Here is a 15,883-nt window from a genome sequence, read left to right on the forward strand (position 1 = left end):
ACCCCTAGAGGCGGGATTAACGTACCCACCTCGCGCGGCAAGGCACCGCGCGCGCCCAAGGCTAGGCGCAGCGCCTCCCGGCGCTCCACCAACCAGGCCATCGACCGTTCCGGGGCCCCGGTCCGGCCAGCTCTCGCTCTGCCCGCTGAAGGATCGCTTCTAGAAAGCGGCCCCTTCACCGAACAGGACGCGAGCAGGATAAGCGAGGTTTAGGGGACGGGGATAAGGAATCGCAAAAAATTTTTTCGGTAAGCCACGCAACAAGTTACCCGTCATCCTGAGGCGCTCGCCGCGCAGCGGCGAGCCTCGAAGGATCGGCCGCAGGCGACATCTGCGCCCACCGCACTTGTGGCCATCCTTCGAGACGCCGCGCTAACGCGCGGCCCTCAGGATGACGGTTGAATGTGTGGCGAAGCCTTCGCCGGCACGACAAATCTCACGAATACTGCATCACGCCGTCGTCGACCTTGCCATAGCGCAGCGTGACGATGTCGAGCGCGTAGTTCTGGTACAGCCGCCATGGCCGCTTCGAGCCTTGCTTCGGCATCTTCGCGACCGAGCGCTGCACATAGCCGGAGGAGAAATCCAGCGACGGCAGTTCGGTGATCGATGGATCGACATTGCGCGGCACGCATTGTTTGTAGCCGTGCCGGTCCATGTAGTTGATCAGCCGGCAGACATATTCGCAGGTGAGATCGCATTTCAGCGTCCACGACGCGTTGGTGTAGCCGAACGACGACGCCATGTTGGGCACGTCGGAATACATCATGCCCTTGTAGTTCAGCGTCCGCGCAAAATCGACCGTGCGGCCGTCGACGTCGACCTCGAGGCCGCCGAGCACCTGCAGATTGAGCCCGGTCGCGGTGACGATGATATCGGCTTCGAGCTCGCTGCCGTCCTTCAGGCGGATGCCTTTTTCCGTAAAACTGTCGATGGCGTTGGTGACGACCGAGGCCCTGCCCTGCTTGAGCGATCTGAACAGATCGCCGTCGGGCACCAGGCACAGCCGCTGCTCCCACGGATTGTAGCGCGGCGTGAAATGCGTGGCGACGTCGTAGTCCGGACCCATCGCGTTTCTGACGCCGCCGAGGATCAACTCCCTGGCGCGCGCGGGCTTGCGCCGGCACAGCCGGAAGAAATACATCCCGAACAGCACGTTGCGCCAGCGGATCAGGTGATAGGTAAGTTTCGGCGACAGTTTTGCGCGCAACTTGTTGGCCAGCGGATCTTCCGCGGGACGCGCGACCACCCAGGTCGGTGAGCGCTGCAGCATGGTGACATGCGCAGCCTGCTTGGCCATCTCCGGCACCAGCGTCACCGCGGTGGCGCCGGAGCCGATCACCACCACGCGTTTGCCCGCGTAGTCGAGATCCTCAGGCCAGGCTTGCGGATGCACGATGCGGCCGGCAAAATTCTGCTCGCCGGGAAATTCGGGGCGGTAGCCCCCCGCGTAATTGTAGTAGCCCGAGCACATGAACAGGAAATTGCAGGTGAAGCGCACGGTCTCCGGCTGCGCTTCGCCCCGCCCGCCGCGCTCGGCTTCCACCGTCCAGCGCGACTCCTGCGACGACCACGACGCCCGCTTGACGCGATGATGGAAGCGAATCTTCTTGTCGATGCCGTTGTCGGCGGCGGTTTCCCGCACGTAGTTCAGAATCCGCGGCCCGTCGGCAATCGCCTTCGGCTCCGTCCATGGCCGGAACGAATAGCCGAGCGTAAACATGTCCGAGTCGGAGCGCACGCCGGGATAGCGAAACAGGTCCCACGTGCCGCCGACGCAGTCGCGGCCCTCGAGGATCGCGTAAGACTTGCCCGGGCATTTCTGCTGCAGATGGAAGCCTGCACCGATGCCGGACAGGCCGGCGCCCACGATCAGGACGTCGAGGTGTTCGGACGGTGTGGTGGGTGCCATGGGCTGATTAGCGCGCAAGGAGAGGAAAAATCAACTGCCGTCGCACGGCCTGCGGATTGCGCCAAAAGGTATAACCATATCTCCAATTGCATTCGACCGGCATTTTTGTAGGCTTGCCGGATTATTGCTCAAGATTTTGCTTTCCGGACGATATTTAACGCCAGCCAATTGGAGCAGAGATGACCGGACAGGAAAACAAATCCATTTTCATTCGGCGAAATTATTTGTTTCGGTGCGCCGTCGTAACATGCCTTGTCACCCTCCTGATCCTCGCATACGTCTGGTTTTATCGATGCGACAAATGCGGGCGGCAGGAAGCGCGGCACCTCACATTCGTTACCGTCAATGACGTCTATCAGATTGACGGGGTCGCCGACGGTAAAAAGGGGGGCCTGCACCGGCTCCAGACATTGCTCAAATGGATCCGGCGCGATGCACCCGAGGCTATTCTGCTGCACGCAGGAGATTTCCTTGCGCCGTCATTGATCAGCAAGGCATTCAAGGGCGAGCAGATGATCGAGGCCATGAACCTGCTGAACGACGATGGAAAGCCGGACCGCATGTTTGTCGTGTTCGGAAATCACGAATTCGACGATTCTAAATGCGACGACAAGAATCCGCCGCCGCTGAACGCTCTCGTGGCCACATCGCATTTCACGTGGCTGAACTCCAATCTCGACTTCTCCGACTGCACCAGCATGAAGTCGCTTTCGGGTGACGCGCGGGTGGCAAAGGAGGGCTTCATTTTGCAAGTCAATGGCGTGAAGCTCGGACTGTTCGGCATCGGGCTAACGCCAGACCAGATGGAAGGCAAACCATCGCGCGGCAAGTTTCCCGTTTTTCAGGACGAGGTGGAAGCCGCGCGCAAGAGCATCGAATATCTGCGCAACAAGGGTGCGGAATTCATCGTCGGCGTCACGCATCTTTCCCGGGCTGACGATCAAAATCTCGTCAATACGCTGGCGTCGAAAGGCCTCGATCTGCTGGTCGGGGGTCACGACCACAGCAATATGGTGCTGATGGATAGCAAGCAGAATGCGCGCGGCTTCAAGGCGGACTCCGACGCGCGCACGGTGTGGCGCATCGACGTAGACCTCACTTCGCCCGGCAAGCCCGTTATCAGGCCGCAGCTGATCGCGCTCAACGAGGCAATCCCGGCCGACGCCGCGCTCGACAAGCTGGCACAGTCATGGACCGTGCGGGCGGAAACATACATCTGCGAAAAATTCAGGGACTCCAAAAGGCCGAACTGTCTGACGGACGAGGTCGGGTGGACCAAGACGCCAGTCGATCTGGACGAAACTGCCAACCGCACGGAAGAAACCGGCTTCGGCGCCTGGCTCGCCGATCTGCTGGCTGAAAAGACCGGCGCCGACGTCGCCATCATCAATTCAGGCTCGCTCGGGCTCGACGAAGAACTGGCGGCCGGCACACGGATTCAGGTGCGGCAGATTGTCGAGATGTTCCGATATGACGATGTCGTTGCGGTGCGCTCGTTTCCCGCCAGCCGGGTCTGCGAATCGCTTCGGCACGCCTTCGGCTCGCCGGGCGCGGGCGCATGGCCCCATGTCAGCGGCGTCGAAGTCGACATTCAGCTTCCCCAACAAACCGGCAACGCCGTCACGGTACGCAATTTCGTGAAACGTCCGCGGCTGAGTTGTGAGAGCAGCGAGCTCGTCAAGGTCGCTTCCGTGCCGTTCGTTCTGTGCGGCAACGATGGCTATACCTTCAAGCCCCCGGACCAGATCCCACCCGGGAAGACCTGCGAGGCTGTCCTGCCCGACAATCCGCTCAACGATAAGTCGGAACCCAAGCGGCTCAGCCGCATGACGGAGGATGCAATTTACGAGGTCCGCGTCCAGGGCATCGAGCCGAAGAAGAAAGGGCGGATTCGCTTCGTAAAGGCAAAGCCCGAGAAATGAAGCGGCGGGCAAGGATACCCGCCGCCGATTTCGTCACCCCGATCTCGGCGAGGCGCGGCCCCACCCGCACAGCAAGCCGTCGGGCGGACGGGATCGCTCAGCGACGTTAGGAAACGGCGGGCGCCGGGAGCAGCACCGTCGGCAATTGGGAGCTTTGTCGTCGCTTGGCAGCCAATTTGAGCACGGCCGCTCCCAGCGTCGCTCCGACTACGAATCCATTGAGGGACGAGGTCACCACGAAATAGAGATCATTGGAATCCTGGATCTGACTCGATACCAAAACGATAAACGCCGTAATCGTGCCCTGTATGAGCGCGCGCACGACAATTGACTTGCGGGTCAGTTCGGACCGTTCCACGTACTCAATATAGACCACCGTACAGATCGCCGTCGCGACCGCGGACAGCGACAAGACGGCATAGGCGACCGCCAGATCGACATCGGACAGAAAGGAAAAGAGCTGACCTGCTTCCTTCATCTTTTCTGGGTTCAGGGTGGTGAGCACAAAAGACCATAGAAGCAGCCCGGCATAAACCAATGCATAAACAATCGCGCCCAGTTCCAGGTGTCCACGGACGGGCAGTTTTGGAGTTTCCTTGCCGCCGGTCTGAGCGTGTGCCTTGACCCACCGGCGGTGCCAGGAGAATGCCATGATCGCGGCACCCCCGTGCATCAGGAGCGCTGAAACGACGAGTCTCAATGCGGTTAGATTCGGATTCTTATCCGTGAGGTTAAACGTGTACAGGAGCCAATAGAGAATATAATTGAACATAAAGAGCGCCCCGACCATCACGAGGATCGCCAGCAGAAGGTCATCGATGGGGGCAGCGCGGACGACGGTCTCCGGCTTTTCCAAGCCGTACGCATCCATGAACTGTGCTTCGTCGATTTTGGGACTCTTGAGCAACAGCGCCGCTGCAATGTAGAGGTGTGCCTTGCCGAGTACGTCGTCGATCCGCTTCTCGGCCGCGGTCAGTTCCTCCGATCGCTTCTGCATGAGCGTCTGCAGCGAGTCTACGACCTCGGTCAGGTCCGACGAGCTGATCGCCTCCGCTTCGCCCGCTTCCGCAGCATCGTCCGATACGGCGCCGCTGTCGCGCAGGCTCTCCAGGGTTTCGACCAGTTCCGTCAGCTTTCTTTGCTCGCTGCCGATTCGGGCGAACTCGGCTGCGATCTCGTCGTAGTTGTTCTTCAAATCGTTGCGAAGCTTCTCGTATTTCGTGCGTGCCGCGAGGTCCGCGACTCGCCTGTTCGCGCCTCGGTCCTGGTGGATTCGATTTACCAGACGCCTTGCGCGATACCACTTTTCCGCCACGGCCAGCGCCGGCTGCGACTCTTCCAACAGGATTCGCGCAGCCTCCTTGTCTTGTTCGGTCAGTTCCTTGCCCTTGTCTTCGTCGCGGACAGCGCCGAACTCGGCAACACGCAGATCGTTTGCAAGCTTCGCTCGGACCGAGGCCGGCATCTGAGCCAGGCGATGTCCAAGGAAAAGCCGCACCACCGTGGCGCGGTCTCTTTCGTCGGGCTCCTGGCCAGCCGCCAACGCCGTTACGGTTATCTCCGCCGCCTGCTCCTCGAGACCTTGGGGAATGCCGATCAGACGATGCGCGAAGCGGCGCAACGGTGCCTCTATCTCGCCGAACTGCTTGTATTTCGGAAACAGCCCGACCATCAGCAGCGCAATGACCAAAGGAATTTCTGCCGGTGCGCTGGGTGGAGTCTTGGGGTCGGATGTCGCCGGCTTGGCCGCGACCGGAGGACTGGCCGGCTCCCCGGTAAATTTCTTTCCCGCACCCTCGCCCAACACGACGTCCCAGAGACCGGTTGCAGTCGAAGAGAACACACAGGCCGCGGCGTAGAAGCCGACGATGATCGTAAAATAGATCAGGAAGGCCTTGATGTAGGAAGATCCCGGCGTAAGGCTGCTCGGCAGCAGTTCGGTCAGGTATTTGTTTCCCGGATAGGGTTTGTCGAATTTTTCAAACGAGGATACGAGGAGAATGATCGTACCGAGAGCGAACGCCAAGCCATACGACAGATAATATTGGACGCCGAGAATCGACAACAGAAGTCCCCATGTGCGAGCCGTGGACTAAGGCGATGCGCGAGAATGTCAGCAGCGGTTCCTGCGGCAAGGATCGGCCTGGGCGACCTGCTGCAAGTTCGACAGGCTTTCGGTCGAGTTCGGCTTGACGAGCTTCACGCCGGCGAACAGCGAAACCAGCAAGGCAAGAGCCAAGCTCGAGCGGATCAGCTTCCGAGCAGCCATAATGACCTCCTCGATTATTAATGGCGCATAATATATCAAAAATTGCATTCACTATAGCGCCACTTTGTCACGCGAGAAAGGCTTCAGATGGCGCGCCGGTCCTTTTCCTGTTGCGGACAATCGTGGATGGCCGGGACAAAGCCCGGCCGTGACGATATGAATGATATCTGCCGCGTCCTCAGTACCGGTAATGATCGCTCTTGAACGGTCCTTCCTGCTTTACGCCGATATACTCTGCCTGGTCCTTTCGCAGTTCCGTCAGCTTGACGCCGATCTTGGCCAGATGCAGGCGCGCGACCTTCTCGTCCAGCGTCTTCGGCAGCACGTAGACCTTCTTCTCGTACTTGCCGCCCTTGTTGTTGGCCCACAGTTCGATCTGCGCCAGCGTCTGGTTGGTGAAGGAGGCCGACATCACGAATGACGGATGGCCCATGGCGTTGCCGAGGTTCACCAGCCGGCCTTCGGATAAAAGAATCATGCGCTTGCCGTCGGGGAATTCGATCTCGTCGACCTGCGGCTTGATGTTGTTCCACTTCAGATTCTTCAGGTGCGCGATCTGGATTTCGTTGTCGAAATGGCCGATGTTGCAGACGATGGCGCGGTCCTTCATCGCGCGCATGTGCTCGATGGTGATGATGTCCTTGTTGCCGGTGGCGGTGACGAAGATGTCGGCACGGGGGGCTGCGTCTTCCATGGTGGTGACTTCATAGCCTTCCATCGCCGCCTGCAGCGCGCAGATCGGGTCGACTTCGGAGACCATGACGCGGCAACCGGCCTGGCGCAGCGAAGCGGCCGAGCCCTTGCCGACGTCCCCAAAACCGGCGACCATCGCCACCTTGCCGGACATCATCACGTCGGTACCGCGGCGGATGCCGTCGACCAGCGATTCCCGGCAGCCATAGAGGTTGTCGAATTTCGATTTTGTCACGCTGTCGTTGACGTTGATCGCGGGGAACAGCAGCTTGCCTTCCTTCTCCATGTTGTAGAGCCGGTGCACGCCGGTGGTGGTCTCTTCCGAGACGCCCTTGATGTTCTTCGCGATCTCGGCGAACCAGCCCTTCGGCTTCTCTTTCAGCAGCTTCTTGATCAGGGCGAAGAACACCTCCTCCTCTTCCGAGTTGTGCTGATCGAGGAACACGGTGTCGCCGTTCTCGGCGCGCAGGCCGTGATGCACCAGCATGGTGGCGTCGCCGCCATCGTCGAGGATCATGTTGGGGGTGCCGCCGCCGTGCCAGTCGAACAGTTTTGCGGTGTAGTCCCAGTATTCGGTGAGGCTCTCGCCCTTGATGGCGAATACCGGAATGCCGGCCGCCGCGATCGCCGCCGCGGCATGATCCTGCGTCGAATAGATGTTGCAGGAGACCCAGCGGATGTCGGCGCCGAGCGCCGCCAGTGTCTCGATCAGCACCGCGGTCTGGATCGTCATGTGCAGCGAGCCGGCGATGCGCGCGCCCTTCAAGGGCTGCGTCGGGCCGTATTCCTCGCGCGTCGCCATCAGGCCGGGCATCTCGGTCTCGGCGATCGAGATTTCCTTGCGGCCGAATTCGGCGAGCGAGATATCCTTGACGATGTAGTCGGTGAAGGCGGGTTTTTTGGCGGTGGCGGTCATTTGTTTTCCTGACGTCAAAATTGAGTTCATCGCAATCGAATATAAATCGGGCCTTTTGAGGCCGTCATCCTGAGGTGCGCGCTCTTTCTTGCGCGCCTCGAAGGATGGCCACACGCACTGCCCGCTGCCATCCTTCGAGGCTCGCCGAAGACGGCGAGCACCTCAGGATGACGGTTCGTTACACCGCGCGCTTCAGCGCTTCGGCGAGATCGGTCTTTTCCCACGAAAAACCGCCCTCATTGTCCGGAGTGCGGCCGAAATGGCCGTAGGACGAGGTGCGGGCGTAGATCGGCCGGTTGAGGTCGAGATGGGTGCGGATGCCGCGCGGCGTCAGATCCATCGCCTCGGCCACTGCCTTCTCCAGCCTGTCCTCGCTGACCTCACCGGTGCCGTGGGTGTCGATATAGATCGACAGCGGCCGCGCCACGCCGATCGCGTAGGCGAGCTGCAGCGTGCAGCGGCCGGCAAGCCCGGCCGCGACGATGTTCTTGGCGAGATAGCGCGCGGCGTAGGCCGCGGAGCGATCCACCTTGGTCGGATCTTTTCCGGAGAATGCGCCGCCGCCATGCGGGGCCGCACCACCATAGGTGTCGACGATGATCTTGCGGCCGGTGAGGCCGGAGTCGCCGTCGGGGCCGCCGATGAAGAATTTGCCGGTGGGATTGATGTGCCAGATGGTCTTGTCGCCGATCCAGCCCTCGGGAAGCGCCTGGCGCACATAGGGCTCGACGCGTTCGCGGACCTGATCCGAGGTCATGTCCTCGACCAGATGCTGGTGCGAGACGACGATCTCGCGCACGCCGATCGGCTTGCCGTTCTCGTATTGCACGGTGACCTGGCTCTTGGAGTCCGGCCCCAGCACCTTCTCGACGCCGGCATGCCGCGCTTCCGAAATCAGCCGCAGTATCTTGTGCGCGTAGTGGATCGGCGCCGGCATCAGTTCCGGCGTCTCATTGGTGGCGTAGCCGAACATGATGCCCTGGTCGCCGGCGCCCTCTTCCTTGTTGGCGCCGGGCTGCAATGCATCGACGCCCTGCGCGATGTCGGCCGACTGCGGATGCAGCAGGATCTCGATGTCGGCGGTCTTCCAGTGAAAGCCGTCCTGCTCGTAGCCGATGTCCTTGATGGCCTCGCGGACCACGCTTTCGATGTGGTCGTTGGTGACCGATTCCGGCCCGCGGGTCTCGCCGGCGATCACCACCTTGTTGGTGGTGGCGAGCGTTTCGCAGGCGGCGCGAATCGCCCAGGGATCGATGCCCGCCTTGGGACCTTCGCGAAAGAACAGATCGACAATCTCGTCGGAAATCCGGTCGCACACCTTGTCCGGATGACCTTCCGAAACCGATTCACTGGTGAAGAGATAAGACCCGCGCATCAAGCAACCCCTAATCCGCCGTCCGGCGGTCCTTTCGAATGTTTGTTCGTGAGTGTCAGTCGCGACGCCGCGAGATGACGTAGGATTCGTCGTAAAACCACAGCCCGTTGTGCTTGCGCAGAACGTCGCGTGTCGCATCCAGATACCGGCCGTCTTGAGTCATTTCCATCAACCGGTCGTCTTCGATCTGGGCGACATACACCGCCGCATTCCATGCCGCAAAGGCGGTCGAGGATCCGATCGATCCGGTGACCTCGTTGGGCAGCGCTTCCATATCATAGCGAAAGATCGAGCGGTTATCGGCATAGGCGTTAAAGTTAAGGTCGCGCCCGGCCGAACCCAGCTCATATTTCACTGCGCGCAATAGCTCATGACGGCTCACGGCGAAAGGGTTTTCTCCGGGCCAGACCGCCTGGATAATCTCTAATCCGGGATCCCCGCCATGGGAGTGAATGCCGATCAGGCGGCCCCCGGCCCGCAGCGCCCGGGCCAGCGGGGCGATGATGCGTTTGGCGCGGAAATTGACCGAGGATTTGGCCCGGTAGGGCTGGGAGGCCACGATCAGGTCGAAATTGGCCTCGGTACGGCCGGCGCGCGGGATGATCTGGTCGAGCAGGAACCGGTGGTCGTCGCGGTACAGCACCAGCGCCACCGGCCGCTCATAGATCGGCATGCCCGAGCGCGGGCTGACGTTGGCCCGCCAGTTTTCCGCCAGAAACGGCCCCAATTCGGCGATCTGGGCCTCGAATTCACCGGATGAGGCGCCCCGCAGCGGGGCCTCGCGCCAGATCATGCCGGCTGCCGCGGCCGGCGAGACCGGCGTCAGCCACGGCGCCTCGGCATAATTCATGTTGGTGAGGACGAATACCGTCGCCGGGTGCTCGAACAGCCGATCCGGCACCTTGTCCAGGGTCAGCCGGACATCCTCCAGGCTGAGTTCCTTGCCCGCGATATAGAACGGCATATGCGGGAACCGGCCGTGCATCAGGCGCATCAGCCGCTCCAGCACGGTACCGTCGCCGACGCCGGCGTCGAACACCCTCAGGCTGGGCGGCCGCGGGTGGATGCCGGACAATTCCAGCGCCACCCGTTCGGCGATTACCCGCTTCTCGCTGCAGGTATGGACAAACAACAGGTATTTCTGGCGGTTCTCGAAAAACCGGAAATTGCCGCGGGGGTCGCGCTTTTCCGGGGGCACCTGGAGCCCGCGCGCCGGCGGTACGGCTCCCAGCGAGGCTGCGATGAAGGCCTGAATGCGGTCCAGCGTGTCGATGGTGATGCGCTTGCCCTCGCGCAGGCGGGCGACCAGCTTGCCGTCATTGACCGCGCAGCGGCCAAAGGTCGACTCGGCCATGTCGGCCTGGCGGCAGAACTCGGAGATCTGGCTGAGGATCTGGTCGTTTTTCATGGGGGCAAGGTGGGAAAGAAGTGGGCAGCAGCTATAGCGCCAGGTTGCCTACCACCATCTGCCCACCGGGGGGACGACGCAAGTTGTTACTTCCCCCACATCTCGTTCGCCACATCCACCGCGAGCTTGAGCTTGGCCCACTGCTCGTCTTCGCTGAGGATATTGCCTTCCTCGGTCGAGGCAAAGCCGCATTGCGGCGATACCGCGAGTTGCTCCAGCGGCACGAATTTTGCCGCTTCGTTCAAGCGCCGCTTGATGTCCTCTTTGTTTTCCAGTTCGCCGAATTTCGAAGTGATGACGCCGACCACCACGATCTTGTTGCCTTTGGGCAGGAACCGCAGCGGCTCGAACCCGCCGGCACGGTCGGAATCGTATTCGAGGAAATAGCCGTCGTAATTGGTGCTGGCGAGCATGGTCTCGGCCACCGGCTCATAGCCGCCGGATGAAATCCAGGTGGAGCGGAAATTGCCGCGGCAGACGTGGGTGGTGATGGTCATGTCATCGGGCCGCTCGGCGATAGCATAATTGATGACGCGGGCGTAGATTTCCTGCAGGCCATCCGGTTCGTCGCCGCGCTCGCGCGCCTTCTTCAATTCGTCCTGCGAGCAGAGATAGGCCCACACCGTGTCGTCGAACTGCAGATAGCGGCAGCCGGCGTCATAAAACGCCTTCACCGCCTTGCGATAGGTCTTGCCGAGATCCTCGAAGAACGGTTCGAGGTCGGGATAGACCTGTTTCGATATCGCCTTGCGGCCGCCGCGGAAATGCAGCACCGCCGGCGAGGGAATCGTCATCTTCGGCGTAACATGCGCGATATCGGCGTGCTTCTTCAGGAAGCGGAAATGATCCAGCATCGGGTGATGGTCCGGGAAGTCCAGCCTGCCGACCACGCGGATGGCTTCATGGCGCGTTTGCACGCCGGCGAACTGAATACCCTCGTCGGGATGAAACAGCTCGCAGCCGGTGAGATCTTTAAGAAAGTCAAAATGCCACCAGGAGCGGCGGAATTCGCCATCGGTAGCGAGCCTCAGACCGATCTGCGCCTGCTTGTGCACCACCTTCTCGATCTCGCTGTCCTCGACCTTGCGCAGGTCTTCGGCCGTTATTTCGCCCTTCTCCAATCTGGCGCGGGCTTCCTTGATGCGCGGCGGGCGCAGCAGGCTGCCGACCTCGTCGGCGCGGAAGGGGGCTTTGGTTCGTTGCATGGTCTCACTCCCAATCAGTGTGCCGCGGCGCCCGAGACGCCGAGATAGCGTTCCAGCACCGCGGGATCGGCCTTCAAAGCCTCGCTCGCCGCGTCGTGCACGATGGCGCCGCGCTCCAATATCACAACGCGGTCGGCGAGCCCCAGAATCTTTTGCGCATTCTGCTCGACGATGATGGAACAGATGCCGCCGGCGCGGGTGATGACGCCGAGCGCTTTGAGCAGTTCCTCGACAATGATCGGCGCCAGGCCCTCGGTCGGTTCGTCCAGCAGCAGCACCTTCGGATTGAGCGTCAGCGCGCGGCCGATCGCCAGCATCTGCTGCTCGCCGCCGGAAAGCTGGTTGCCGAAATTGTTCTTGCGTTCGGCGAGGCGCGGAAACATCTCGTAGACTTTTGCGATGCTCCACGGTCCCGGCTGCGCCACCGCGGTCATGTTTTCTTCCACGGTCAGCGATTTGAAGATATTGCGCTCCTGCGGCACCCAGCCGATGCCGGCGCGCGCGCGCTGGTCCGGCCGCATCGCCGTGATGTCCGCGCCCTGAAGCGTGATGGCGCCACCGAAGCAACGCGTGACGCCGACAATCGAATTGATCAGCGTAGTCTTGCCGGTGCCGTTGCGCCCGAGCAGCGCCAGCACCTGGCTTTCGGCAAGCCGCAGCGACATGTTCGGCAACACCACTGCCTCGCCGTAGCCGGCGCGGAGATTCTTGATGCGCAGCAGGTCAGGCATCGGCGGCCTCGCCGAGATACACTGCTTTCACCCTCGGATCGCGCGCCACCTCATCGGGCGGGCCTTCGACCAAGAGCGCGCCGTTGACCATCACCGAGATGCGGTCGGCAAAGGAGAATACCAGGTCCATGTCGTGCTCGATCAGCAGCACCGTGACGTCGCGCGGCAACGCCGCCACCGCGGCGAGGATGTCGTGGCGCTCGCTTTCCGGCACGCCGGCGGCGGGCTCGTCGAGCAGCAGCACGCGCGGTTTTGTGGCGATCGCCAGCGCGATCTCCAGCAGGCGCTGCTTTCCGTAAGGCAGCGTCGCGGTGGGCTCGTTCATGACGTCGAGCAGGTGAAAGCGCTTGAGGTTCTCGGCGATCTCGGCATTGACGTCGTCGCGCGTTCCCATCCGGCGCCACCAGTCGCCGCCGCGACCGAGCCTCTCCGATACTGCAAGCCCGATGGTCTCCAGCGGCGTGAGATCGGCATAGAGCTGGTTGATCTGGAAGGTGCGCGACAGGCCGCGGGCCACGCGCCTGTGCACCGGCAGGTCGGTGATGTCGCTGCCTTCGAGCAGGATACGCCCGCCATTGGGCTTGAGCACGCCGGTCAACAGATTGATCACGGTGGTCTTGCCCGCGCCGTTCGGGCCGATCAGCGCATGGCGCGCGCCGGCCTCGACCTTCAAGGAGAGATCGCGGGTGACTTTCAGGCCCCCGAACTGCTTTTCCAGCGCCATGGTTTCCAGCGCCGTCGTCATGACGCATCCCCCTCCGGAACGGCGACGACGGCCTTTTTGCCGGCGAACTGGCGGATGATCAGGTTCGGCAACCACAGCGCCCAGCGATGCATGCGCGCCCTGCCGACCAGCACGATCACGACCAGCACGAGACCGATCCAGAACTGCCAGTATTGCGGCGTGAGTGTCGAGAACACTTCCTGCAGCATCTTGAACACCACCGCGCCGATCAGCCCGCCATAGAGATAGCCGGTGCCGCCGATCACCAGCACCAGCATCAGATCGGCCGAGCGCTCGAACGAGAACACGTCGAGCGACGCCAGCGCCGTGGTCTGGGTGAACAGCGCGCCGGCAATCCCCGCGTAGAACGCGGACAGTGTATAGACCGCGATCAGCCGCCGGTTGACCGGGACGCCGATCGCGGCGGCACGCAGCGGATTGTTGCAGATCGCGCGCAGCGACAAGCCGAACGGCGAGTGTACGATGCGCCGGGCCAGCAGGAACAGCGCGAACGTTACAGCGAGGCAGTAGAAGAAGCCCACCTTGCCGAACATGTCGAACGCGAACAGGCCGAGCACCGGCTGCATCTCGATGCCCTGCAGTCCGTCGGTGCCGCCGGTGATGTTGGAAAAACGTTCCGCCAGCGCTTCCAGCAAAAGTGCGATGCCGAGCGTCACCATCAGCCGCGTCAGGTCGACGCCTCGTATCACCAGGAAGCTGGTGAGAAAACCGACCACGGTGGCGACGAGGCCGGCGACCAGCAGCGCGAGCACCGGTTCGTTGACGATCCCGTGCAGCGCCAGCAGCCCGGCACAATAGGCGCCGACGCCGAAGAAGGCGGCATGGCCAAGCGACACGATGCCGGCGTAGCCGAGAATCAGATCCAGCGACAGCGCGAACAGCGCCAGCCGCACGATGTCGGTCATAATCAGGTAGCGGGAGGGAAACAGGAACGCGCAGGAAAGCGCAAGAAGCCAGAACGCGATCTCGCTCATGCGCCAGCGCGCGCCGCGGATTGCAAGGCTGGAAACGTCCTGATGCGCGGTCATATCGGCTCAACGCGCTGCGGTGCGGCCAAACAGGCCGTTCGGACGCCAGATCAGGATCACGATCATGATGGTATAGATCACGAACGGCCCCATTTTCGGCACGTAGTATTTTCCTGCGACGTCGCCGATGCCAAGCAGCAGCGAGGCCAGGAACGGCCCGGTGATGCTGGACGAACCGCCGACGGTGACGACGATCAAAAAATAGATCATGAATTTGAGCGGGAAATACGGATCGAGCCCGAGAATCTCGGCGCTCAATGCGCCGCCTAGGCCGGCGAGCCCGCAGCCGAATGCAAAGGTGAAGGCGAATACCTGCGGCACGTTGATGCCGAGCCCGCTGGCAGCTCTGGGATCGTCCACCGCCGCGCGTAAGCGGCTGCCGAACCGCGTCTTCGCCAGGATCAATTGCAGCGCCGCGGTCAACAGACCGCAGATCACGATGATCATCAGGCGGTAGCGGCCGATACCGATGCCGAAGAAGTCGATCTGCCCTTCCAGCGCGGATGGCAGCTTGATGAAAATCCGCGACGATCCCATGATGTAGTCGACCGCCGCGACCGACATGAAAACGAGGCCGACGCTGAACAGCACCTGGTCGAGATGGCTGCGGGTGTAGAGATGGCGATAGAGCGAGCGCTCCAGCACCACGCCGATCGCCGCGCTTGCGACGAACGCCAGCGGCAGCGCGGCAAAAAAAGGCCAGCCGGATTGATTGACGAGCACCGCGCAGACATAGCCGCCGGCCATGGCGAAGGCGCCGTGGGCGAGGTTGACGAAATTCATCAGCCCCAGCGTGACCGCAAGCCCGCACGCCAGCACGAACAGCAGCATGCCATAGGCGATGCCGTCGAACAGGATGGTGAACAGCGTCGTCATCCGGTGCATTCATCCAAGACTGCGGAACGTGAAATTTTCTTCGTCATGGCAGGGGCTTGTCCCTACTGGATTCAACACTATCATCGCCGTCATCCTGAGGTGCTCGCCCTCTTGGGCGAGCCTCGAAGGATGGGCCACAAGCGCCTGCGGCCATCCTTCGAGACGCCGCGCAAGCGCGCGGCTCCTCAGGATGACGGCTGAAGTATGCCTCAGGCCGTCCACGACATAAACGCAGTGCAAGCGGCAATTGCTATTTCTTCGTCTTGCCGGCGTCCTTGACCGCTTCAAACGTCTGGAATTCGACGTTGTAGAGTTCGCCGTCCACCTTCTCGACCTTGCGGATGTAGATGTTCTGCACGATGTCGCGGGTTTCCGGATCGATCGAGATCGGTCCGCGCGGGCTTTCCCACTTCATGCCTTTCATGGCTTCGATCAGCCCATCGCCATCGGTCTTGCCGGCGGTCTTCTTCAGCGCCTCGTAGATCAGGTGGATGCCGTCATAGCCGCCGACCGCCATGAAGCCGGGACGCTGGTTGAACGCCTTCTTGTAGGCGGCGACGAATTCCTTGTTCGTCGCGGACGGGTGCGCGGCGGAGTAGAGATGCGCGGTGACGGTGCCGAGTGCCGCGTCGCCCATGCCGCCCAGGAGATCGTCGTCCATTACGTCGCCGGGGCCGATCACCTTGATGCCAGCCTTGTCGAGCCCGCGCTCGGCATATTGCTTCATGAAGCTGCCGCCCTGCCCCGCCGGCACGAACACGAACATGGCGTCGGGCTTGGAATCCTTCATGCGCTGCAGGAAC

At 61.8% G+C, this 15,883-nt stretch carries 14 protein-coding genes; 1 reads left to right on the forward strand and 13 read right to left on the reverse strand.

Features of this window, described 5'->3' with window-relative positions:
- Nucleotides 1-436: 436 nt before the first annotated feature.
- Both VGP39_RS12350 and VGP39_RS12355 read right to left on the reverse strand, forming a co-directional pair.
- Nucleotides 437-1,912, reverse strand: coding sequence for an NAD(P)/FAD-dependent oxidoreductase (locus tag VGP39_RS12350; RefSeq protein ID WP_327568395.1), 1,476 nt, complete (start codon nt 1,910-1,912; stop codon nt 437-439).
- 128 nt (nt 1,913-2,040) lie between these two features.
- Nucleotides 2,041-2,370, reverse strand: coding sequence for a hypothetical protein (locus VGP39_RS12355; protein ID WP_327568408.1), 330 nt, complete (start codon nt 2,368-2,370; stop codon nt 2,041-2,043).
- Here VGP39_RS12355 and VGP39_RS12360 point away from each other — a divergent pair.
- The gene (locus tag VGP39_RS12360; RefSeq protein WP_327568407.1) at nt 2,272-3,834 is read left to right on the forward strand and encodes a bifunctional metallophosphatase/5'-nucleotidase; all 1,563 of its coding nucleotides are present in this window, start codon (nt 2,272-2,274) and stop codon (nt 3,832-3,834) included. The two genes, VGP39_RS12355 and VGP39_RS12360, sit on opposite strands and share 99 nt — an antisense overlap.
- 106 nt (nt 3,835-3,940) lie before the next feature.
- Here VGP39_RS12360 and VGP39_RS12365 read toward each other — a convergent pair whose 3' ends face one another.
- The 11 genes from VGP39_RS12365 to VGP39_RS12415 form a co-directional block, all read right to left on the reverse strand.
- Nucleotides 3,941-5,899: a hypothetical protein gene (locus tag VGP39_RS12365; protein ID WP_327568396.1), complete on the reverse strand. Its 1,959-nt coding sequence runs from the start codon at nt 5,897-5,899 to the stop codon at nt 3,941-3,943.
- A gap of 48 nt (nt 5,900-5,947) precedes the next feature.
- On the reverse strand, nt 5,948-6,103 hold the full coding sequence (locus VGP39_RS12370; RefSeq protein WP_327568397.1) for a hypothetical protein: 156 nt from the start codon (nt 6,101-6,103) through the stop codon (nt 5,948-5,950).
- Nucleotides 6,104-6,281: 178 nt separating this feature from the next.
- The gene (gene ahcY, locus VGP39_RS12375; protein WP_327568398.1) at nt 6,282-7,712 is read right to left on the reverse strand and encodes an adenosylhomocysteinase; all 1,431 of its coding nucleotides are present in this window, start codon (nt 7,710-7,712) and stop codon (nt 6,282-6,284) included.
- A 178-nt stretch (nt 7,713-7,890) separates the two neighbouring features.
- Nucleotides 7,891-9,087, reverse strand: a complete 1,197-nt coding sequence (gene metK, locus VGP39_RS12380) for a methionine adenosyltransferase (protein ID WP_327568399.1) — start codon at nt 9,085-9,087, stop codon at nt 7,891-7,893.
- A gap of 55 nt (nt 9,088-9,142) precedes the next feature.
- Complete coding sequence (locus VGP39_RS12385) at nt 9,143-10,495, reverse strand: hypothetical protein (RefSeq protein ID WP_327568400.1); 1,353 nt, start codon at nt 10,493-10,495, stop codon at nt 9,143-9,145.
- A gap of 86 nt (nt 10,496-10,581) precedes the next feature.
- On the reverse strand, nt 10,582-11,700 hold the full coding sequence (locus tag VGP39_RS12390) for a cobalamin-independent methionine synthase II family protein (protein ID WP_327568401.1): 1,119 nt from the start codon (nt 11,698-11,700) through the stop codon (nt 10,582-10,584).
- A gap of 14 nt (nt 11,701-11,714) precedes the next feature.
- Nucleotides 11,715-12,431, reverse strand: a complete 717-nt coding sequence (locus tag VGP39_RS12395; RefSeq protein WP_327568402.1) for an ABC transporter ATP-binding protein — start codon at nt 12,429-12,431, stop codon at nt 11,715-11,717.
- The gene (locus VGP39_RS12400) at nt 12,424-13,176 is read right to left on the reverse strand and encodes an ABC transporter ATP-binding protein (protein WP_327568403.1); all 753 of its coding nucleotides are present in this window, start codon (nt 13,174-13,176) and stop codon (nt 12,424-12,426) included. Before VGP39_RS12400 ends, VGP39_RS12395 begins: the two co-directional genes overlap by 8 nt.
- Nucleotides 13,173-14,204, reverse strand: coding sequence for a branched-chain amino acid ABC transporter permease (locus VGP39_RS12405; protein ID WP_327568404.1), 1,032 nt, complete (start codon nt 14,202-14,204; stop codon nt 13,173-13,175). The genes VGP39_RS12400 and VGP39_RS12405 overlap by 4 nt, the downstream gene beginning before the upstream one ends.
- 6 nt (nt 14,205-14,210) lie before the next feature.
- Nucleotides 14,211-15,080 (reverse strand): branched-chain amino acid ABC transporter permease, encoded by an 870-nt coding sequence (locus tag VGP39_RS12410; RefSeq protein WP_327568405.1) that lies wholly within the window; start codon nt 15,078-15,080, stop codon nt 14,211-14,213.
- A gap of 250 nt (nt 15,081-15,330) precedes the next feature.
- The coding region (locus tag VGP39_RS12415; protein ID WP_327568406.1) for an ABC transporter substrate-binding protein at nt 15,331-15,883 on the reverse strand (553 nt) is incomplete at its 5' end.

The sequence above is a fragment of the Bradyrhizobium sp. genome, assembly GCF_036009065.1.
GTDB lineage: Bacteria > Pseudomonadota > Alphaproteobacteria > Rhizobiales > Xanthobacteraceae > Bradyrhizobium.

Excerpts from the sequence above, each read along its gene's own strand:
- metK (WP_327568399.1), bottom strand. The coding sequence starts at position 9,087 with ATGCGCGGGTCTTATCTCTTCACCAGTGAATCGGTTTCGGAAGGTCAT.
- VGP39_RS12395 (WP_327568402.1), bottom strand. The coding sequence starts at position 12,431 with ATGCCTGACCTGCTGCGCATCAAGAATCTCCGCGCCGGCTACGGCGAG.
- VGP39_RS12400 (WP_327568403.1), bottom strand. The coding sequence starts at position 13,176 with ATGACGACGGCGCTGGAAACCATGGCGCTGGAAAAGCAGTTCGGGGGC.
- VGP39_RS12350 (WP_327568395.1), bottom strand. The coding sequence starts at position 1,912 with ATGGCACCCACCACACCGTCCGAACACCTCGACGTCCTGATCGTGGGC.
- VGP39_RS12385 (WP_327568400.1), bottom strand. The coding sequence starts at position 10,495 with ATGAAAAACGACCAGATCCTCAGCCAGATCTCCGAGTTCTGCCGCCAG.
- VGP39_RS12370 (WP_327568397.1), bottom strand. The coding sequence starts at position 6,103 with ATGGCTGCTCGGAAGCTGATCCGCTCGAGCTTGGCTCTTGCCTTGCTG.
- ahcY (WP_327568398.1), bottom strand. The coding sequence starts at position 7,712 with ATGACCGCCACCGCCAAAAAACCCGCCTTCACCGACTACATCGTCAAG.
- VGP39_RS12405 (WP_327568404.1), bottom strand. The coding sequence starts at position 14,204 with ATGACCGCGCATCAGGACGTTTCCAGCCTTGCAATCCGCGGCGCGCGC.
- VGP39_RS12390 (WP_327568401.1), bottom strand. The coding sequence starts at position 11,700 with ATGCAACGAACCAAAGCCCCCTTCCGCGCCGACGAGGTCGGCAGCCTG.
- VGP39_RS12410 (WP_327568405.1), bottom strand. The coding sequence starts at position 15,080 with ATGACGACGCTGTTCACCATCCTGTTCGACGGCATCGCCTATGGCATG.